The organism is Carboxydothermus ferrireducens DSM 11255 (assembly GCF_000427565.1).
Lineage (GTDB): Bacteria > Bacillota > Z-2901 > Carboxydothermales > Carboxydothermaceae > Carboxydothermus > Carboxydothermus hydrogenoformans.
Genome location: NZ_ATYG01000017.1, coordinates 1 through 19,594 on the forward strand (window position 1 = coordinate 1; position 19,594 = coordinate 19,594).

20 protein-coding genes are annotated in these 19,594 nt (G+C 41.6%); 18 read left to right on the forward strand and 2 right to left on the reverse strand.

Annotated elements, in window-relative coordinates:
- Positions 1–182: 182 nt before the first annotated feature.
- Entirely contained in the window at positions 183–341 is a 159-nt protein-coding gene (gene rd / locus CARFE_RS0107040) for a rubredoxin (protein ID WP_011345461.1), read from the forward strand.
- A gap of 216 nt (positions 342–557) precedes the next feature.
- Here the strand turns inward: rd and corA are convergent, their stop codons facing one another.
- Positions 558–1,526, reverse strand: a complete 969-nt coding sequence (gene corA, locus CARFE_RS0107045) for a magnesium/cobalt transporter CorA (protein ID WP_011345460.1) — start codon at positions 1,524–1,526, stop codon at positions 558–560.
- 132 nt (positions 1,527–1,658) lie between these two features.
- Here corA and CARFE_RS0107050 point away from each other — a divergent pair, with 132 nt between their 5' ends.
- From CARFE_RS0107050 to CARFE_RS0107140, 17 genes are all read left to right on the forward strand, one after another.
- Positions 1,659–2,114 carry an SH3 domain-containing protein gene (locus CARFE_RS0107050; protein WP_028052242.1) on the forward strand — a complete coding sequence of 152 codons (456 nt, stop codon included), beginning with the start codon at positions 1,659–1,661 and terminating at the stop codon, positions 2,112–2,114.
- A gap of 307 nt (positions 2,115–2,421) precedes the next feature.
- Complete coding sequence (locus tag CARFE_RS14605; RefSeq protein ID WP_154652736.1) at positions 2,422–4,098, forward strand: multiheme c-type cytochrome; 1,677 nt, start codon at positions 2,422–2,424, stop codon at positions 4,096–4,098.
- 107 nt (positions 4,099–4,205) lie between these two features.
- The gene (locus CARFE_RS14610; RefSeq protein WP_051250215.1) at positions 4,206–5,567 is read left to right on the forward strand and encodes an LCP family protein; all 1,362 of its coding nucleotides are present in this window, start codon (positions 4,206–4,208) and stop codon (positions 5,565–5,567) included.
- 115 nt (positions 5,568–5,682) lie between these two features.
- Positions 5,683–6,786, forward strand: a complete 1,104-nt coding sequence (locus CARFE_RS0107070; protein ID WP_028052243.1) for a FlgD immunoglobulin-like domain containing protein — start codon at positions 5,683–5,685, stop codon at positions 6,784–6,786.
- Positions 6,779–7,213, forward strand: a complete 435-nt coding sequence (gene fabZ, locus CARFE_RS0107075; protein ID WP_218852357.1) for a 3-hydroxyacyl-ACP dehydratase FabZ — start codon at positions 6,779–6,781, stop codon at positions 7,211–7,213. The genes CARFE_RS0107070 and fabZ overlap by 8 nt, the downstream gene beginning before the upstream one ends.
- Before the next feature lie 82 nt (positions 7,214–7,295).
- Positions 7,296–8,342, forward strand: coding sequence for an MraY family glycosyltransferase (locus tag CARFE_RS0107080; RefSeq protein ID WP_011345454.1), 1,047 nt, complete (start codon positions 7,296–7,298; stop codon positions 8,340–8,342).
- A 66-nt stretch (positions 8,343–8,408) separates the two neighbouring features.
- A complete protein-coding gene (locus tag CARFE_RS14615) occupies positions 8,409–9,494 on the forward strand; it encodes a CDP-glycerol glycerophosphotransferase family protein (protein WP_051250216.1) in 1,086 nt (361 codons plus the stop codon).
- Between the two features lie 18 nt (positions 9,495–9,512).
- Positions 9,513–11,465 carry a DUF5693 family protein gene (locus CARFE_RS0107090; protein WP_028052246.1) on the forward strand — a complete coding sequence of 651 codons (1,953 nt, stop codon included), beginning with the start codon at positions 9,513–9,515 and terminating at the stop codon, positions 11,463–11,465.
- The gene (locus CARFE_RS0107095; protein WP_034541840.1) at positions 11,443–12,177 is read left to right on the forward strand and encodes a WecB/TagA/CpsF family glycosyltransferase; all 735 of its coding nucleotides are present in this window, start codon (positions 11,443–11,445) and stop codon (positions 12,175–12,177) included. The genes CARFE_RS0107090 and CARFE_RS0107095 overlap by 23 nt, the downstream gene beginning before the upstream one ends.
- Positions 12,174–12,887 carry a phosphocholine cytidylyltransferase family protein gene (locus CARFE_RS0107100; protein WP_011345450.1) on the forward strand — a complete coding sequence of 238 codons (714 nt, stop codon included), beginning with the start codon at positions 12,174–12,176 and terminating at the stop codon, positions 12,885–12,887. Before CARFE_RS0107095 ends, CARFE_RS0107100 begins: the two co-directional genes overlap by 4 nt.
- An 11-nt stretch (positions 12,888–12,898) precedes the next feature.
- The gene (locus tag CARFE_RS0107105; protein WP_034541841.1) at positions 12,899–13,948 is read left to right on the forward strand and encodes an iron-containing alcohol dehydrogenase family protein; all 1,050 of its coding nucleotides are present in this window, start codon (positions 12,899–12,901) and stop codon (positions 13,946–13,948) included.
- A gap of 66 nt (positions 13,949–14,014) precedes the next feature.
- Entirely contained in the window at positions 14,015–14,890 is an 876-nt protein-coding gene (gene galU / locus CARFE_RS0107110) for a UTP--glucose-1-phosphate uridylyltransferase GalU (protein WP_028052249.1), read from the forward strand.
- Positions 14,891–15,070: 180 nt separating this feature from the next.
- Entirely contained in the window at positions 15,071–15,808 is a 738-nt protein-coding gene (locus CARFE_RS0107120) for a DUF421 domain-containing protein (protein ID WP_028052250.1), read from the forward strand.
- 2 nt (positions 15,809–15,810) lie between these two features.
- Entirely contained in the window at positions 15,811–17,187 is a 1,377-nt protein-coding gene (locus CARFE_RS14620) for a phosphoglucomutase/phosphomannomutase family protein (RefSeq protein ID WP_210432940.1), read from the forward strand.
- Between the two features lie 159 nt (positions 17,188–17,346).
- On the forward strand, positions 17,347–17,940 hold the full coding sequence (locus tag CARFE_RS14625) for a YeeE/YedE thiosulfate transporter family protein (RefSeq protein ID WP_051250217.1): 594 nt from the start codon (positions 17,347–17,349) through the stop codon (positions 17,938–17,940).
- A complete protein-coding gene (locus tag CARFE_RS0107135) occupies positions 17,941–18,162 on the forward strand; it encodes a sulfurtransferase TusA family protein (RefSeq protein WP_011345443.1) in 222 nt (73 codons plus the stop codon).
- Positions 18,163–18,167: 5 nt separating this feature from the next.
- Entirely contained in the window at positions 18,168–18,671 is a 504-nt protein-coding gene (locus tag CARFE_RS0107140; protein ID WP_011345442.1) for a YeeE/YedE thiosulfate transporter family protein, read from the forward strand.
- On the opposite strand, the gene CARFE_RS0107145 is transcribed toward CARFE_RS0107140, so the two are convergent.
- Positions 18,668–19,576: a LysR family transcriptional regulator gene (locus CARFE_RS0107145; RefSeq protein ID WP_028052251.1), complete on the reverse strand. Its 909-nt coding sequence runs from the start codon at positions 19,574–19,576 to the stop codon at positions 18,668–18,670. The genes CARFE_RS0107140 and CARFE_RS0107145 overlap by 4 nt on opposite strands.
- Between the last annotated feature and the right edge of the window lie 18 nt (positions 19,577–19,594).

Consider the following 19,594-nt stretch of genomic DNA (forward strand, 5'->3'; position numbering starts at 1 on the left):
CTCGTAAGCGGTATGGGAGAAGGTGGCTGAAAGTCACGGTAAGTTCCTGCTTCTTGGGGCAGGGGCTATGGCTGTCCCAAATACCGCCAGTTGGGGCTGGGACAGTCTGAAAGGCGGACAACAAATACCCCAACCTTCTAAACTGATGCAGTTTTGCACAGTTTGGATGACCAGGTATTGTAATGGACAAATATGTTTGCAGTATTTGCGGGTATGTCTATGACCCGGAAGTAGGGGATGAGTCTCAGGGGATAGCTCCAGGTACGCCTTTTGAAAACCTTCCGGCGGACTGGGTTTGCCCCGACTGCGGCGCCGACAAGGATGCTTTTGAGAAGATGTAAAATGAAACCACAAAAAAATTGCGCACTTTTGTGCGCAATTTTTTTGGACATTTTTAGGCAGCAGGAGCCTTTATGGTGGTAAGTGGTGGGCAGTCAATCGTCGGTAAAGCACGCGGCAGGAGCCGGCCTTACTAAAGCAGTGGTCAGTGATAGCTGGTGAGTGGTATGTATTAAATCTTTTACCTACCACTTACGACTCACCACCTATCACCATTATCACATCCAATTTTTATACTTAAACCAGCGAACCATGCCGTAAGAAATAGCGATTAAACCTGCGGTGATAATGCCGGTAGAGATATAATGATTCTGGGCCGGAAATGGAACGTTCATTCCGAAAAACCCGGTGACAAAGGTGAGGGGCATGAAAATGGTCGAAATAATTGTTAAAACCCGCATTGTCTCGTTGGTTCGCGTAGTAATAATAGAGTTATAAGTCATTAAGATTTGATCGAGCATGTCCCGCTGGCTATCGACCGTATCGGTGGCCCGCTCTAAATGGTCGGCAAGGTCAGAAAAATAAGGCTTTATCTCTTCGCTTAACGGGAAAGGTGGACGAATTAAATTACCGAAAATCCTTTTCTGGTGGGATATTGCCCGACGGATTGCTAAAATGGTACGCTTTAAGTCAATAAACTCATCGGTAATTTCCCGGTTGGGTTGTTCGTAAATTTCATCTTCCAGGTCCTCGATACGGTTGGTTACTTGTTCGAGGATGGGGAAATATTCATCGACGATGCCGTCAATGATCGAATAAAGAAAGTATTCGGTGCCCTTTACACAGATTTCGGAACTCCGGCGGCATACCAAAGCAAGCTTACCAAGACTGGGAAGGGCGCTTTTATGAACGGTAACGATAAAGTTAGTGCCCAGATATACACCTAACTGCACCAGAAGGATTTCTTCGTCCTGTTCTTCATCGTATCTTAAGGCGTGGAGCAGGAAGAAATAATAATTTTCGTACTTATCCACTTTGGCCCGGGGGCTGAAGGTTAAACAGTCTTCTACCGTCAATTCGTGAAAGTTAAAAATGCGGGCAAGGTAGTAAAGCTCTTTTTCCTCAAAATTGTATAAATCTACCCACAGCATGCTTTCGGGATCCGCTAAAAGTTCCGCAAGTCTGGATAAATCCACATCATGTTCCATGGTGTTAGTTTTGTGGTTGTAGTAATAAGTTTTAATCATTTTTCCACCCCCTTTGGCCGTAGCTTATATATTTAATTATAGAAGGATAACGGATAATTTACCAGTTTTTTTGGACAAATCTGCCGAAAAAGTGTTAAAATATAATTAAAACGATTTAAGGCGGTGGTTTTTATGAAAAAAAACGTATATGTGATTTTGGGTATAATTATCGCTTTTACTGCCGGGCTATTCCTGGGGGGAAAAATCTTGGCCCAGAATGAAGATGTGGTTCCCGGGTCACCCCAGGATCCGCTGGTAGCTAAAAGTTATGTGGATAAACAGGTGAAGGCGGTTGCTGACCAGGTCTATAACCTGCAAGGTCGTATTGCTGCTTTAGAGAAAAAAATTGCAGAGTTGTCAACTTCTAATTCTGCAGTTCCTTATACAACAAGAGTTGGGATAGTAGCAACTAATAATCTATACTTAAGGAAAACCCCTCAGGTTTTAAGCAATAATATCATTGCGAAATTGCCTTTAAATACACGCCTCACCGTTTACCTAAATAAGTCTACCGGCGATTGGTATTATGTAAAAACCTCGAACGGAAAATATGGATATGTAAGCAAAAAATACGTAAAACTTCAGTAAAGACCCTCCGTTTAAGGAGGGTTATTTTTTTAAAATAATGCACTTATTAGAAGATGAAATAAAAACGTATTTTCGCTACTATAAAAAATGCTTATATCCATAAAACATATAAAACACAAAATGAGCAAGATGTAAAATTACAAGAAAAAAAATACAACCATAAAAAACCATAAATAACTGAAATAGTATTTATAATTTTTTCCAAAGTAAATTATTCCAATATTTCATATGACAGTTAAGTCGAAATGTGTTAAAATTGTTACAGAAGTACTACGAAATGTAAAAGATTTTGAAAGGGGGGTTTTTCTTGAAGCGTACTGTTTTAATTGTTGCCGGTATTATTGTAAGCCTGATGCTTTTTACCGGCATGGCTTTTGCCAATAGTACTTATGCTTCACAAACCGGCAAGGCCTGTACTTATTGCCATGCGGACATGGCAGATTTTAGCAAACTTACTTCTGAAGGGCAGGCGTTTAAAAATAACGGCTTTAAACTGCCTGCACCTACTTCAAGTTATTACACCGAAAATGATTTTGCTGCTTCGGTGGACAAGATTTTAGGCAAAACTCTTCAAGTATCTGCTCCTACCTCAACGGTAACCCGTCAGGAAGCCTACAAGTACATTGCAACTCTTTTAAATCTCAAGATTAATCCTTCGGAAGTTAATAAGGTGCTGGCCAAGTTTAAGGATTCCAAAGGGGTAAATGCAGCTTACAAAAGCTACGTTGCTATTATGGTTAAAAATAATCTTGTGTCCGGGGACAAATCCGGTAAGTACTATTACCTTAACGCCGGTAAGGTTTTAACCAAAGCTGAGGCGGAAGCTCTTTTAGCTAAAGCTAAGACTTTAATGTATAAGGGAGCACCCAAGGAGCGTACTTTTGTTACTTCGGAAAAGTGCAAAACCTGTCACCCAACCGAGTATAGTAGCTGGAAAGAAGATACCTATCACAGCAAGATGATTATGAAGCGGGATGAAGGGATCCTTAAGGATGCAGTATTAAAATGGGTTTATGACCAGGACGGAAATGGTACCAACGATGGACCAACGATTGGCAACGTTACCAAAGAGACTTTTTCCATCCTTGATGTTCAGTATGTAATTGGGTCCAAGTGGAAGCAACGCTACCTTGTCAAAAATAAGGTTACCGGTGGATTGCAAATGTTAAACAAGCAGTTTAACCGCATGACCGGCAAATGGGAAAATTACGGGAGTGCCAATGACTGGAACATGATGTGCGCTACCTGCCACACCACCGGATATAGGCTTACATCCTATGATCCAAATAATCCGGCAACAGCTAAAGCCACCTGGTCGGAGTTGAACGTTGGCTGCGAAGCTTGCCATGGTCCCGGATCAGTTCACGTTTACACCAAATCCAAGCTTGATATCTGGAACCCGGCCAAGCAAACTAAAGCCGAGCAAACCCGGGCTTGCGGCTATTGCCACATCCGGGTGGAAAACGAGAAGTATAAATCGCCGCAAGGTAACCCCAGGGAAGACCTGCCAGCACCGGAAGTTGGCCAAACTTTCCGACCCTGGGATGACTGGACCAAGTGGTATCCCGAGGAAGTTGTAATGCCTGGAATACAGCCGGAAGATCCTTTTGATAAGAGTTATACCGGAGATTTAGCTGGCCTATTTAAGACCGATGTGCTTTCTACGACTTACGGGGTTTACGAAGAAGCTAAACACCATCAGCAATATCAAGGATTTATCCAGTCCAAGCACTACAAGAACAATATCTTAAGCTGTAACGATTGCCATTCACCGCATAAAACTAAGCAAAACGCAACCCTTAAAGATCCAAAAGCAACCTGCTCTACCTGCCACGGCAGTGCCTTTGATGTGGAAAAAATCATGCCGGGTACCGCTAAGACCGCTGATAACCTCTATGTCCGCACCCATACCTTCTTTGCAGGACAGACCAGACCAAGCGGTCCTACGGCTACCGGAAAACCGGTATATTATTTTGGCGAATAAAATCAATAACCGGGCGGAAGGGGAAGACCCTTTCCGCTTTTTCTTTTTTCTAAGATTTTAATATTGTGGAAGTTTTTAAAATAAAGTAAAATAGATGAGGAAATGAGGTGATAAGCTTGGACTCCGCAATGGAAAGAGTGCAGAAAAAGATTCTTCGTAAAAAAAAGCGGCGGCGAAAGGTTTTACTCTTATCCCTTTTAATTTTGCTATTTGTTATCGGAACCGCTTTTGCTTACTTTTACTATACCATGAAAGATGTCTTTACCCCCCCGCGAACCCAGGGGGATAACATAGCCGTTGCCAGTGAAAAACCCGGGAGGGTAAATATTCTTCTTTTAGGGGTTGATGACCGCCATAGCAAAAACCGCAGGGAGCGTACCGATACCATTATTTTTGCCAGCATTGACAGCAATTTAAAAAAAGTTGTCCTGGTTTCCATACCGCGGGATACGCGGGTAAATATTCCGGGGCACGGCTGGGATAAAATAAATGCTGCCCATGTTGTAGGTGGGATAGATTTAACCAAACAAGTGGTTTCCGACCTTTTAGGAAAGCCGGTGGACTATTATGTACTGGTAAACTTTGAAGATTTTAAAAAAGTTATTGATACCTTGGGCGGGGTTACCATTGACGTCGAGAAAGACATGTATCACGCTGATGAGTATCCCTATACCATTAATCTTAAAAAGGGTCGGCAGCACTTAAACGGGGAAAAAGCCTTAATGTATGTGCGTTATAGAAGTGATGCTTTGGGTGATATTAGTCGTACCCAAAGGCAACAGAAATTCTTAAAAGCTTTAGCCGAACAAGCTTTGCAACCGGGAACGCTTTTAAAGCTTCCCAAACTCATTCCGGAAATTATTCAAATGGTTGAAACGGATATGTCCACCAAAGACCTGATGTCGCTTTTAGCCTTTAGTCGGGAGCTCAATAAGGATAGCATCATTACCCAGACCCTTCCGGGATATTTCTACAACTACAATGGCGTAAGCTACTGGCAGGCGGATTTGGAAGTGGCTAAAAACCTGGTAGATATGCTGTTTGCGGGCCAAATAGAACAAAATATCGTTCTTGGTACCAAGGAAGAAAATGCCGGGGTTAAAATTGTCAAGAAGAAAAAAACTGTTAAGACTCCAAAAACTTCAACTACTAAGGAAACCTATCAGAAAAAACCTGCCACAGGTAGTGATACTTATCAGCCAAATCCCGGAAATGGTTCGGGCACTGATGGTGACAAGGCTACTTTGCCTCCGGGTACACCCGAACAAACTACGCCGCCAGCTCAAAATGATAATCAGCAAACTATTCCACCCCCTAGCTCAGATAGTACTACCGGCGGGACTACTTACCAGAATGGTCCCGTCGGTTATTCCCCACCGACTGAGCAACAACCACCACCTCTGAACAGTATTCCCGAAACTACCGCTGGGGAGACCTATAACAGCCAGGTTTCCGAGGGAGTTCGGTGAACGGGAAAAAAGACTTTTTTACTTTGGCTGCTAATAGGAATATTTGGTTTTACACCCCAATTTGTTGTGGGAAAACCCCTGATGATAAATTTTTTGCCGTTTGGGGGCAGTTTTAATGAAATTTTGGTTAAAGATTATCTTAATTCAGTTAATTATTTTTGTTGCAATTTTTACTCTCGGAATATTTTTTATTGAAGGTGATGTTTTTGACTTTTTTACCCCCGATGACTTAAAGACTTTTAAGGTTATCGGTCTTTGGTCAAAAAATAATTCGTATAAAATTTACTTTGACTCCCCGATATTGGCCCGGGGAAAAATAAAAATTTATAACGAAGCAAATGACCTGGTCCGTGAAATTAATTTAGAAAAAATAAAAAAAGGCACCAACGAAGTTACCTGGGATGGCCGAGACAATGATGGTAACTTATTAACCGAAGAAAGATACCGCTTTGAAGTTGAAGCAGAGCTATACCATATTCCGGTTTTTCTTTTTCATGACATAAGACCACCCGGGGTGGATGATAAAAACGTTTTTGCCCTCTATCCCCAGACCCTTGACCGGATTCTGGAATTAATTAAAGAGGGGGGCTTTCAGACCGCAACCGCCGGTGAAATTGCCGATTATGTGGGGGAAAGGAATTTACCTCCTCCTAAACCCGTGGGACTAATTTTTATTGACGGCTATAAAGGATTTTTTAACGATGGGGCGGGCTTACTTAAAACTTATGACATGAAATTTAGTTTGTTTTTAATAACAGGTTATATAGGTGTATGGCCGGAAATGATGAACTGGGAAGAAGTGCGGGCTATAAGCCAGTTAGGATTGGCTGAGTTTGGTATTGAGGGTCATAAAATTCCGGATAACGGCTTTTGGAGCCAAAAACCGGGGGAGTCGTTAGAACAGTATAAAAGCCGGATTATCAGTGATGTAAATGCCGCCAGAGAACTGGTGGGTAAAAATCTCAATACCGGTGTGGAAGGATTTTTGTGGAAGGCTAAACAAAATAATTCTTTAAATATGGCTGCAGTTCGGCAGAGCGGTATTAAATATCAAGTCCTGATAAATTACGCTCTGGTAAATGAAATTGGCCAGGGAGATATCGTTTATGCTTATCCGGTGTCAAAAACTACCGACATTAAAGAAATTGAAAAACGGTTAAATAATATTGTGGAAAAGAAAATAATTTTTAAAGGGGTGTTACAAGAAAATAATGAGTGAGGCAATTAAAGACGTTACCGAAATTATGAATATATTACCCCACAGGTATCCCTTTTTACTGGTGGACAAGATTCTGGAGGTTGTACCCGGGGAAAAAGCGGTTGGAATTAAAAATGTCACAATAAACGAACCCTTTTTTCAAGGGCACTTCCCGGGGCGGCCTATTATGCCAGGGGTTTTACTATTAGAAGCCATGGCCCAGGTAGGAGCTGTGGCTATTTTGACCGATGAACGTTATGCCGGAAAGCTTCCGATGTTTGCCGGTATTGATGGCGCCCGCTTTAGAAAGCCTGTATTACCGGGAGATCAGGTGGTTTTTGAAGTTGGACTCTTAAAAATAAAAGGAAGTCTTGGGAAAGCCAGAGGATCGGGAAAAGTTAATGGTGAGTTAGTGGTTGAAGCGGAAATTTTATTTGCCTTGGCTTAAAAAAAGAAAAAATTGCTATTGAGAAAAATGCCGAAAATGTTACAATAATCTTTAGGGTTATTTTTTACAGGAGATGATTTAAGTGTTAGTGATTAAAACATTCCAAATATTTACCCTTGCTTTAATTTTAACGTTAATTTTAACTCCCATGGTTAAAAAAATTGCCTTAAGAGTGGGAGCAATCGATATTCCCGATGCTCGAAAAGTTCATAAAACTCCCATTCCCCGCATGGGAGGTCTTGCCATTTTTTGGGGCTTTACTGCCGCAGTTTTGTTACTGTTACCAATTGACCAGAAGGTTCTGGCTATTTTGGCAGGAAGTGTTGTTTTAATAATTTTTGGAATATTAGATGATGTTTATAGCTTAAATCCCAAAGTAAAGCTTTTAGGGCAAATTATGGCAGCCGTTATTCCGGTTGCTTTTGGAATAAAAGTAAATTACGTTACCAATCCCTTTGGCGGTTTAATTTGGCTGGGAGATGCTTCTTATTTTTTAACTATTTTCTGGATTGTGGCAATTGTTAATGCCATTAATTTAATTGACGGTCTTGATGGGTTAGCTTCGGGGACTGCTGCTATTTCTGCTGTGTTTATCGGGATTGCAGCCTTGACCCGGGGAAATGAATTTGCTTATTATGCAGCGATTGCCTTAACGGGCGGGGCCTTGGCCTTTTTAAAATTTAATTTTAATCCGGCAGAAATATTTTTAGGTGATACCGGTTCAATGTTTCTGGGATACTGTTTGGGTATTTTGTCGGTTTTGGGTACCGCGAAAAGTCCAACTTTGATTTCAATTTTCGTTCCTGTTTTAGTTATGGCTATACCTATTTTTGACACTTTATTTGCAATTTTGAGGAGGTTTTTTGCAGGCCGTCCGATTTTTAAACCGGATAAGGGCCATTTGCACCATTGTATTTTAGATTTGGGCTATTCCCAAAGAAAAACCGTTTTGATAATTTATTTATTAAACATTTTACTTGGCATTGTTGCGTTGTATGTAAATCTTTTAACTTTTACCCAGGCAGCATTGCTTATATTAATTATTTTAGCGGCGATAACTTTTGGAGCACAGAAGATAGGAGTGTTAGGGGAAAGTCTTAGTAAGGGAAAAACTATAATTAATAATTAAAATTGTTTAGGAAAGCGTTTTTAGTCCACCCGATAGAGGGTGGATATTTAATTTGGAGGCGAGGTTATGATTGGGTTTTTAATGAATACCAAATTTCACTATACTTTATACGAACCAATAATTAAACATTTAAACAAAAGTGATTACAGGATTATTTTAACGGAAGGGTATGTCCGTAATGTCCGGGAAGCAAGAAAATTTTTAACGGAAAAAGGTATAGACTTTTGGCAGATGATTGATAAAACCGAACAAAATTTAATTAAAGAAAATATTAAAGTATTTTTAGGTCCTTTTTTCTTTCCAACGGTCTACCGGTTAAAGCCCGAGGCCCATCATTTCCGGATGGTTTATGGTTTAGCAAAAGATGGGTGGAATTATGCCTGGTGGAATATTTTTTTTGATTTAATCTTTGTTTATGGAGATTACGATGCCGAAAAGCTTTCCTTCTATGCGCCGGTAGTGAAAGCTGGCAATCCCAGATTTGACCGGTGGTTTAAAGGGGAAGTAGTAGAAGATAAGGTCTTGGAGTTAGCTAAAGGAAGACCGGTAATTCTTTATTTGCCCACTTACGGGGAATTATCTTCCTGGGGATATTACCAAAAGGCTTTGGAAGATTTAAGTGAACGTTATCTGGTGATTGCCAAATTGCACCACGGTCTCAAAGTTGCAGAAGGAAATAAGATAGTAATTCGTGATGAATCTGCGGATTTACTAAGTTTACTTAAAATTGCTGATGTGGTTATTTCCGATTATTCGGGGGCGATTTTTGATGCTATGTTAGCCGGCAAAAAAATATTATTATTTAATTTACCGCAAATTCCGGAGCACTTAAGTTCAAAAGAAAGCCTGGAAAATATAATTCGCGGCTACTGCCGGCAGGTGAATGAACCGGCAGAAGTTAGAGGGGTGATTGAAGAATTATTGCATAACGATGCTTTCTTAAGTCAAAGGGAAGCTATGAAAGCTAAAATTTTTAGCAATACTACGGGAAATTCCGGGGAAGTTATAGCAAAGACGCTTTATGAGGCCCAAAATCGCGAAAAAAAACTTCCCCATGGAAAGGGACAGCTATTAAGACAAATGGAACGATTAGCACTGCCGCAACTTATACGTAACAAAAAAATTTACGGTTATTTAAATAAAATTTTTTAAGCGGGTGGGGGATTTACGGTGAAAAAAGGAAAAATACTTTTAGCAATCTTACTGCTGGTTATTTTTGCTTTTTCAATAATTCTTTTGCCTCCGCGGATCGCTGAAGATAAGAAAAAAGAAACGGGGTTTTACTTGGATTACGAAACTTTAATAAATTTAAGTAGTTACTGGGGTTTAACACCGGAGCAAACCATAGCCAAGCTAAAGAAAACGGGCTTTGTTGGCTTAGCGTTGTATGAAGAGAATGGTAGCAGTCAGGAAATATTTAACCAGGAGGCTGGACTTTTTTCGGGAGTTAGTGCAGTTGCAACTTTTCCTGAATTCAAAGATTTTATAGAACTAAAAGCACCTTATACTTATTTAATTACCGATAACAAGGAGATTGTTGATTCGGCAATTCACGCGTTAAGTGCCAGAAAGATTAAAAATCAAATACAGCAAGTAAATAAAAAATATATTCTAAAAATAAACTATCCGTATAAAAGCACGGAAAAGTTGTTATTGGGTTTTAATCCTCAAGGCTTGGAAATGGCCCGGAAAAACAATTTAGATGTTCTGCTATTTATTCCCCAGTGGAGTATCGCAAATGAACAAGAAGTAAAAAATTATCTTTCCTATATAAAAACTTTTTGCCCGGAACCCAAGGTTGTTTTTGCCGATAAGAATTTGCCGGAAAACAACAAATTTACCAAAATTTTTGCCGATACCTTTTTAAAAGAAAACTTTTCCGTGGGGCTTTTAGATGGTATTGACCAGCCGCAAACTAATGCTATGATTAACCGGACTAAGCTTCCTGTTTTTCGGGTACGGCAAGTTACAATAAATACCATTGAAGGCGGCAATATTTTAGCAACTACGGAGGAAAAAATAGAAAGTTTAAAAATTGGCATCAGGGAACGGAGGAATAAAGCCATTGTTTTTAAAATTCCGGCAAAAGAGTTTAACAAAACTACCGTTCTTGCTTTTGAGACCGTAACTTCCCAAACTTATGAAACGATGAAAAGTTTAAATTATCAATTTGTCCCGGTTAATCCTCTAAAGAAAATACCCGAAAGAAAGCCTGAAAAACTATTATTATCAGTATTGCTCATTATCTTATTTGGATATTCCCTGGTGCTATTTGATTTAGTAAATATTAAAACCGCTCTAACTTTTACCGTAATTCTACTTATTGGTGGTTTTGCTTTATTTACCTTGAATTTCGATTTGTACTTTAAACTTTGTGCTTTTGGTGCGTCCGTATTATATCCGCTAATTGCGTTGTTTAGTATCGATATTAAGAATCCAAACTCCTTTTTAAAGGCATTGGCTTCTCTTGCCATTGTAGTTTTAATCGGTGTTTTTGGAGGCTTTGCGATTTCTGCCTTTTTAACCGGAAATAATTACTTTGTTCATGCCGATTTATTTCGGGGTGTAAAATTATCTTTTCTTCTGCCGGTATTAATATTTGCTATCTATGCCGCAAGGGTTTTGTTAGTACGGGAAAAAAGTTTAAAACAAGTGGTTTTTGAGTATTTAGGTTTAGAATTAAAATTGTGGCAGCTATTTGTGCTAATAATTGTTTTCGGGGCTGGTGCTTATTACCTGTTGCGGACGGGAAATGCTGCGGAATCGCTGGTTTTACCCGGCGAGATAAAGCTTCGCGCCCTGCTAAATAAGTACCTGTATGTAAGGCCGAGATTTAAAGAATTTGCCATTGGCTATCCTTTGCTTCTTTGGGGATTATGGACAAAAGTGAGACCGGAGATACGGTATATAGCTCTGGTTATTGGAAGCTTAGCACCGGTTACGGTTATCAATACTTTTGCTCACCAGTACGATCCTCTGTGGGTAAGTTTAATTAGAACCGGAAACGGTTTATTATTAGGAAGCATCCTGGGGATTTTCTTGATAGCTATAAATATGGTGATGGTAAAGGCATTTTTAAAAGGCAGTCAAGGTGAGATAAATGGCGGTAATAAAAATTTATGATTTTCCGGTTGCCAACTTAAGTTTAAACGAAGCGGTAAATAAGGTGATAAAATTAATAGAAGAAAGAAGGAAAGCCCATATCATCACTATTAATCCGGAAATGATTTATGCAGCCTTAAATAATCCGGATTTAAAACAATTAATTTTAAACGCCGACTTAATCCTGCCCGATGGGGTGGGGATAGTTTTAGCCGGGAAGATAAAAGGCCAATCGTTTAAAGAGAGGGTACCGGGGATTGAGCTTGTGGAAGGGGTTATCCGAAAAAAAAACAATTTGAAAGTGTACTTAATTGGCGCCAAGCCCGGAGTTGCGGAAAAAGCAGCAATTAAATTACTGGAATTTAACAATACAGTTGAAATTGTGGGTATTGAAAACGGCTATTTTACCAATGATGAGGAAAAAATCGAACAAATAATTAAAGGCAATCCCGAACTTGTTTTGGTTGGAATGGGATTTCCCAGGCAAGAAATTTTTATCAGAAATTTACTTACTAAATCCCCTGAGCCTATGGTAGCAGTGGGAATTGGCGGAAGCTTTGATGTCTGGGCGGGGGTTACCAAAAGAGCTCCCAAATTCATGCAAAAAGCAGGTCTGGAGTGGCTCTGGCGGTTAATCCAGGAGCCCTGGCGGTACAAAAGAATGATGGTTTTACCGAAATTTGCCCTGAAAGTGCTGGTTGATTACAAGTTACGGGGGAGGAAAGATTGGTGAAACTGGTTATCTTGGCTGCTGGAGTGGGAAGTCGGCTTTATCCTTTAACTTCCGACCGGCCGAAAGCAATGATTGAGATAAACGGCAAAACCATAATTGAAAAACAAATTGAGCAAGCGCTAAAAAGGGGAATTAAAGCGGAAGATATTTATGTAGTTGGGGGTTACCGGATTGAAGCTTTAAAAAAAGTACTGCCGCCCGGGGTAAAGCTTATTGAAAACCCTGAGTACAATACCAAAAATAACGTGTATTCGGTGGCTCTGTTAAAAGATCACTTATCCGACGGTTTTATCCTTTTTAATTCCGATGTAGTTTTTGCTCCGCAAATATTGGATGAGCTTTTTTCAGAAAATTATCCGGATGTACTGGTGGTAGATGACGTTAACCCGTTAGATGAAGAAGATATGAAAGTAGTTATTGAAGATGGCTTTATAACCCATATCAGCAAAAAGGTAAATCCCCGGGAAGCGCAGGGAGAATATATAGGAATTTTAAGGTTTAGCCGGGATATAGCTCGAAAGGTAATTAATCGCTGCTGGGAAATGGTGGAGGCCGGGGAAGTAAACGGCTGGTACGAAACTGCCTTAAATACTCTTTTACCGGAGCTGAAAATTCGCCCGGTATCTACCCGGGGTTATTTATGGACGGAAATTGATGATTTTAAAGATTTAGAATATGCCCGGGAAATAGCTCAAAAAATCAACTGGTAAGAGGGATTTTTATGCCGTTATTTAACCGGTTTATAAGTTTACCGCTTTTTATCCGTATCGAGGAAAACCTCCGTTATCATTTAAAAAACGTTATCCGGGAAAGTAACTTTTATTTTGAAAACCCTCTTTTTATAACTGGAGGAGCAAATACCTGGGGGGTTGCGGAAGAAGTTTCCCGGGGCTTTGAGGCGGAAAGATATAATTTTTACCAGGTAGGGGATAACTCTTTACAGGAAATTAGTAACTTAAAGGAAAAAATAAATACGGTGAACCCCGATTTGCTGGTAGCTGTAGGGGGTGGACGGGTTATCGATGTGGCAAAAGTGGTGGCAACGGAAAAGTTGTTACCCCTTATCACTTTTCCCACGACCTTAGCTAATGACGGGGTGGTAAGCCCGGTGGCGGTAATCCGGGATGGAGAAAAGCTCCGCAGTATTGGAGTTAACATGCCGGTTGGGGTATTGATTGATTTGCAGGTCATTAAAAACTCTCCGGTGAAGCTATTAAAAGCGGGGATCGGGGACTTAATCTCGAATATAACTGCCTTAAACGACTGGGAGCTGGCCTGTCAGAAGGGTAAAGATAAAATGGATGGTTTTGCTTACATGCTTTCGGAAAAAGCGGCTTCATCGATTTTAAATTATTCGGGAGATAACCTTTTAGCACCGGAATTTTTAAAGCTTTTAGCGGAAGGTTTGGTTTTATCCGGGATTGCGATGGCGATTGCCGGAAACAGCCGGCCGGCGAGCGGAGCCGAACATTTAATTAGCCATGCTTTAGATAAACTTTTTGACCGTCCGGCCCTTCACGGTGAGCAGGTAGGGGTGGCGGCGTTGTTTACCGCTGCCCTGCAGGGGAAAAATTTCAAAGAACTTTTGAGCTTTTATCGAAAATTCGGGTTATGGGAAAATCCGCAAAGTATCGGCCTTAACAAACAGCAATTTTTAGAAGCGGTTTACCTTGCCCCCTCTATGCGACCGGAGCGTTACACGGTTTTAAACGAAGATGTTGTGCAAAAAGCGGCAGAAATTTACGATGAAGTCTATGGTAATTTGCCATAATAAGGTAATTTTATTATAATAAGAAAAGTGGAGGGTTTAAAAAATTATCCGAGGGGGGTAAGGGACATGAAAATCAAAAAAGCCATTATTCCTGCAGCGGGACTTGGAGTTAGGTTTTTGCCGGCAACTAAAGCTCAGCCCAAGGAAATGCTTCCTATTGTAGATAAACCAACGATTCAGTACATCGTGGAAGAAGCGGTGGCGTCGGGGATAGAGGACATTTTAATCGTTACCGGTAAAAACAAACGGGCTATTGAAGACCATTTTGACAAGTCGCCGGAATTGGAAATGTATCTGGAAAAAAGAGGAAAGGAAGACCTTTTAGAAATAGTCCGTTCCATCGGAAATATGGTGGACATCCATTACGTGCGGCAAAAAGAGCCTTTAGGTCTTGGCCATGCTATTTACTGCGCCCGGAAATTTATCGGCAATGAACCGTTTGCTGTTTTACTCGGGGATGACTTAATGAAGGCCAGAACTCCGGTCTTAAAGCAGATGATTGACTTATACGAAAAAGTGGAAGCGAGTATCGTAGCGGTCCAGGCCGTGGAGCCCCGGGAAGTAAGCAAGTACGGAATTATAAAGGCCGAGGAGGTCGGAGAGCGTTTGTACCGGGTGTATGACTTGGTAGAAAAGCCAAAGCCGGAAGAAGCGCCCTCGAACCTGGCGGTAATGGGGCGCTACATAATTGAACCGGAAATTTTTGAGTTCCTGGAAAAAACTCCCCCCGGAGCCGGCGGCGAAATACAGTTGACCGATGCTCTAAGAATGCTCTGTCAGGTGAAACCTATTTACGGCTATGTTTATGAAGGATTGCGTTACGATGTGGGCGATAAACTGGGCTTTTTGAAAGCAACTGTCGAGTTTGCCCTGGACCGGGAGGAGTTAGCAAGCGGTTTTAAAGCTTACTTAAAAGAATTAGTGGAAAAGGAGATAAAATAATAACCACCAAAAGGGAAGACTTAAAACCACCCCGTAAAAGCTTCCCTTTAGTAATCGGGCCCTTTCCCGTTCATCCATAGGATCACCTCTACTGTAAGGCTATCCCGTTAATGCAAAAATTATGCAACCGACGGAATAAAATCCGTCGGTTTTTTTCAAAATAGGGGTGGAGGTGTTCCTGTGCACGACTTAACAGAAGTAATCTTTCGGTCAATTGCAGCTTTTATAGCAGTGCTGGTAATTACCAAATTAATTGGGAAATCCCAGTTAGGGCAGCTTACCATTTCCGACTATATAAACGGCATTGTCATTGGCTCGATTGCTGCCAATGTGGCGGTGGATTTGCGCACCAACGTGATTCATTACCTGACAGGAATGGTAGCCTTTGGGGCGCTGACGATTTTTGTCCAGTGGGCAAGCTTAAAAAACCGGAATATTAGAAAACTTTTACAGGACGAGCCGACTATTGTCGTTCACAACGGAAAAATATTGGAACATAATATGAAATTAATGCGGTATACGATGGACGATTTAATGATGCAACTGCGGGAAAAGGGTGCTTTTAACATTGCTGACGTGGAGTTTGCCATTGCGGAACCCAACGGAGAGCTTTCGGTATTGCTTAAATCTACCAAGCGCCCGCTAACCCCCGAAGACCTGGGCTTAGATCCGCCATACGAAGGAATTCCGGCAGAACTGGTGGTTGACGGAGAACTAATTGAACAAAATTTTGAACAGCATGGAATATCCAAACAATGGTTTTTTCATTATTTAAAAGAACAGGGGATAAACGATATTAAAGATATCGCTTATGCTCAAATCGATGCTAAAGGCCAGGTTTATATTGACTTAAAACACGATAGGCTTACCATGACGGTGGATATTACCGATAAAAAACCAAGGAGAAAAGGGGGATAAGAGTGATTAAATTTGGTACCGATGGGTGGAGGGGCATTATTGCTAAAGATTTTACCTTTGCCAGTTTAGAAAAGGTAAGCCTGGGATTAGCCGCTTATTTACAGGAGAAATATCGAGCTGGAGCGGTAGTAGTGGGTTATGACTGCCGCTTTTTATCGGAGCATTTTGCTGAGACGGTAGCGGAAATTCTTTTAAAAAGCGGCTTTGATGTTTACCTTCCGGAGAAGTTTGTGCCAACACCTTACGTGGCTTTTGCGATAAACAAACTTAAGGCCATAGGCGGGGTAATGCTAACTGCCAGTCATAACCCGCCGGAGTACAACGGCTTTAAATTCATCCCCGATTACGCAGGACCGGCGTTACCTGATGTAACCGATCGCCTGGAGCAGCTCATAAATGCCGGGGCAGTTCCTTCTTTAAAGGAAAAGGGGAAAAAATTAACGTTAAATTTAGAGAGTGCCTACGTTGACCACCTAAAAAAGCTTACCGGTCTAAGCTACGGACAGGGTACGGTAGTCGTGGACCCGATGTACGGAGCGGGACAGGGGTATTTGGAAAAAGTTTTAACGGACTTTGGTTATACCGTCAGTACTATTAGAAATTACCGGGATCCCCTTTTTGGCGGGAGCATGCCCGAACCGAAACAAAAAGAACTAAAACCCCTTGTCGAAGCAATAAAAAATAAAAAGGCCGACCTGGGCCTTGCTTTAGATGGTGATGCCGACCGCTTTGGAATTGTCGAAGGTGAGCGGCTTTTTACTGCTAACGAAGTTTTAATCCTTACTTACCATTACCTAATTGAAAGCGGCCGGGGAGGAGATGTAGCCCGGACCGTTCCTACCACCCACCTTTTAGATAAAATGGCCCGGGCTAATGGTTTTAACGTAATTGAAACGCCCGTTGGCTTTAAGTACATCGGTAAAGCCCTGAGGGAAGGAGCGGTGTTAGGCGGCGAAGAATCGGGAGGATTATCCATTGCCGGACATGTGCCGGAAAAAGACGGGATTTTGGCCGATTTACTGGCGGTAAAAATCCGGGAATTCTTTAAAAAGCCGTTATCTGAAGTTTTAGAGGATATTTATAGCCGCTACGGCCGGTCATATACTCGCCGGGACGATTACAGAACAACCCCCGAACAAAAAGAAGAAATCTTAAAGCGGCTGTCTTCATTAAAACTAACAGAAATTGCCGGAGAAAAAGTACTTCGGGAAAGCCGCGTTGATGGAATGAAGTGGGAACTTGAAAGCGGGAGCTTTGTTCTGGTCCGGGCTTCCGGTACCGAGCCGGTCTTTAGAATCTACGGCGAAGCTGAAAGCGAAGAAAAATTAGACCTCCTCTTAAACGAAATAAAAATGGTGGTTTTAGGGACGGTTCTGTGAGCATCCATTTTCAGGGAGGTTAAAAAAGATTTAAAGCGGGCTTTGGCCCGCTTTAAATTTAGCCGGCATTACGACACCCCTGGGTGTTTTATTTGTTGGAAAAACTTTTTTAAAGCAAAAATTTAGCGGATAAGATATAATGTACTTAGGTGATAAAAGGTGCAAAGAAAGGTAGCTTACGGCTTATTATTTTTTTTCTTGATAGTTATACTGTATTTTCTTGCAAATCAAAATTTTACCCGAGCGGCTGTCTTTGCTCTCGGCATTGGCTTTGGTTATGCCGTTAGCCGCTCCCGCTTTTGCTTTGCTTCGGCCTTTCGGGATTTAATTATGTTTCGGGATAAAGCCATGAGCCGGGGAGTTACGGTGTTAATTGCCGTGTCGGCTGCCGGCTTTTTTGCAGTTCAGTTTTTGGCAGTCTCACAGGGGAACGTACCTCCGGGGAAAATAAATCCGGTGGGCTGGCATCTGGTGATTGGCGGCATTATTTTTGGCGCCGGCATGGTCTTAGCCGGTGGTTGTGTGATTAGCACTTTGGTACGGGTAGGAGAGGGATTTTTCCACTACTGGGGAGTATTACTGGGAATTGTAATTGGTTCGGTTCTTGGGGCGTTTGGATACGGGTACTGGAAGGATATATTAATATCCTCTCAAAAATTCTGGCTGCCCGGCATTATCGGCTGGTTCCCGACACTTATTATTTATGCAATAATATTTTTCCTTTTACTTAAAGCCTTACGGGAGGAAATGTAAATGGAAATAAAAATAGATTTAACCGGCGAAGTTTGCCCGGTTCCCCTCTGGCGGGTGCAGGAAGAATTAAAAAAACTGCAACCGGGAGATAAGATTACCGTTATTACCGATTTTAGCCGTTCGGTGCGCAATATCGTTGATCTGGCGGTAAGGTTAAAGTACGAGTACGATTTAGAAGAAATTTCTCCGGGAATTTGGGAAGTCAGCGTTATTAAGGGGTAGAGAAAGTGAAAAAAGTTGATCTTGGCTGGTCGGAGATAAAGGGCGGCATAGTCCTCGGAATTTTGAATATCTTGCTTCTATTAACCTGGGGTAAGCCCTGGGTTGTTACCCACATCCTTACCGACTGGGGTACCTGGTGGTTGAAAGTTTTGGGCATGCATCCGGAAAAGTGGGCGTATTACCAGGAAGTTTATCCCGAGGCCTTTTTTAAAACCACTTTGTTTTCCCAGGAAAATCTCCTGGTGGTAGGGACTATTTTAGGAGGATTATTTGCCGCTCTGTGGCACAACGAATTTAGACCTAAAAAAATAAAGTCCCCGGGAAAATTTTTCCTGGGGATCTTTGGCGGGATATTAATGGGATTTGGGGCAAGGCTGGCCCTTGGTTGTAATATTGGCAACCTGGTAGGAGGAATCGCTTCTTTTTCGTTGCATGGCTGGATTTTTGGTGGTTCTCTGATTATCGGTACGTATCTCGGAATCTTATTTTTAAAAAAATATATCCTTTAACAAAATTCTAAAGCGGCAGGCCCAATGATAAACCTTAAAAACCTTTTTGCCAGCGGGCTAAAGGCGCGGTCTTTGCGGTAAACCAGCAAAAACGGCATGATCAGTTCCATATCTTTTAAAGTAAGGTAGTGGAGTTCTTTGCGGTGGAACTCTTTTTTAATTGCTTCCAAACAGGAGATTGATACGCCGTGTCCTTTTTTCACCGCTTCCAAAACTCCTTGAAAGCTTCCCAGCTCCAAAACAATATTTAACTCCTTGGCCGGGACCCCGGCTTTTTTTATTGCGTCAAAAAACACTTCCCGCACCGAAGAACCCGGTTCCCGCATGATCAAAGGAAGCTTTTTTAATTCCTCAACGGTAATGGAATCTTGCCGGGCCAGGGGAAGTTCGGGGGAGGTGATTATTACCACCTGACTTTCCCCGACTTTTTTTACTTCGAGATCGGGATGGGTAAACTCCGGTCCTTCCGCCAGCCCGAAATCCACCTTATCTTCCATTACCATATCAATAACCTTCTTTGAGTTATCCACTTCGATACGAATATTGGCTTCCGGGTACTTTTCCTTAAAGCTCCACACGTTGCAGGGAAGGGCAAAATTACCGATAGTGGAGCTGGCCCCAATAACAATGGTCTGGGCATTGGTGCCAAGTAAATTGTCTATCTCCCTTTCTAACTTTTCGTGTTCGGCCAAAAAGTGCTGGGCATACTTATAAACCAGCTCCCCGGCGGGGGTAAGCTTTACCCCGGTGGCCGAGCGCTCAAATAATTTGGTGCCATAAAAATTTTCCATTGCCTGCACCTGAGCGGAAATGGCCGGCTGGGTCAGGTGCATTAATTTCGCTGCTTTTGTGAAACTCCTTACTTTAGCAATTTGACAGAAAAGTTCAAACTGGTATAAATTCATGCTTTCTTCCCCCGTCAC

Coding starts and splice junctions, on each gene's coding strand:
- CARFE_RS0107145 (WP_028052251.1), bottom strand. CDS start 19,576: ATGAATTTATACCAGTTTGAACTTTTCTGTCAAATTGCTAAAGTAAGG.
- corA (WP_011345460.1), bottom strand. CDS start 1,526: ATGATTAAAACTTATTACTACAACCACAAAACTAACACCATGGAACAT.
- CARFE_RS0107095 (WP_034541840.1), top strand. CDS start 11,443: ATGGCGGTAATAAAAATTTATGATTTTCCGGTTGCCAACTTAAGTTTA.
- fabZ (WP_218852357.1), top strand. CDS start 6,779: ATGAGTGAGGCAATTAAAGACGTTACCGAAATTATGAATATATTACCC.
- galU (WP_028052249.1), top strand. CDS start 14,015: ATGAAAATCAAAAAAGCCATTATTCCTGCAGCGGGACTTGGAGTTAGG.
- CARFE_RS14615 (WP_051250216.1), top strand. CDS start 8,409: ATGATTGGGTTTTTAATGAATACCAAATTTCACTATACTTTATACGAA.
- CARFE_RS0107070 (WP_028052243.1), top strand. CDS start 5,683: ATGAAATTTTGGTTAAAGATTATCTTAATTCAGTTAATTATTTTTGTT.
- CARFE_RS0107050 (WP_028052242.1), top strand. CDS start 1,659: ATGAAAAAAAACGTATATGTGATTTTGGGTATAATTATCGCTTTTACT.
- rd (WP_011345461.1), top strand. CDS start 183: ATGGACAAATATGTTTGCAGTATTTGCGGGTATGTCTATGACCCGGAA.
- CARFE_RS0107105 (WP_034541841.1), top strand. CDS start 12,899: ATGCCGTTATTTAACCGGTTTATAAGTTTACCGCTTTTTATCCGTATC.
- CARFE_RS0107135 (WP_011345443.1), top strand. CDS start 17,941: ATGGAAATAAAAATAGATTTAACCGGCGAAGTTTGCCCGGTTCCCCTC.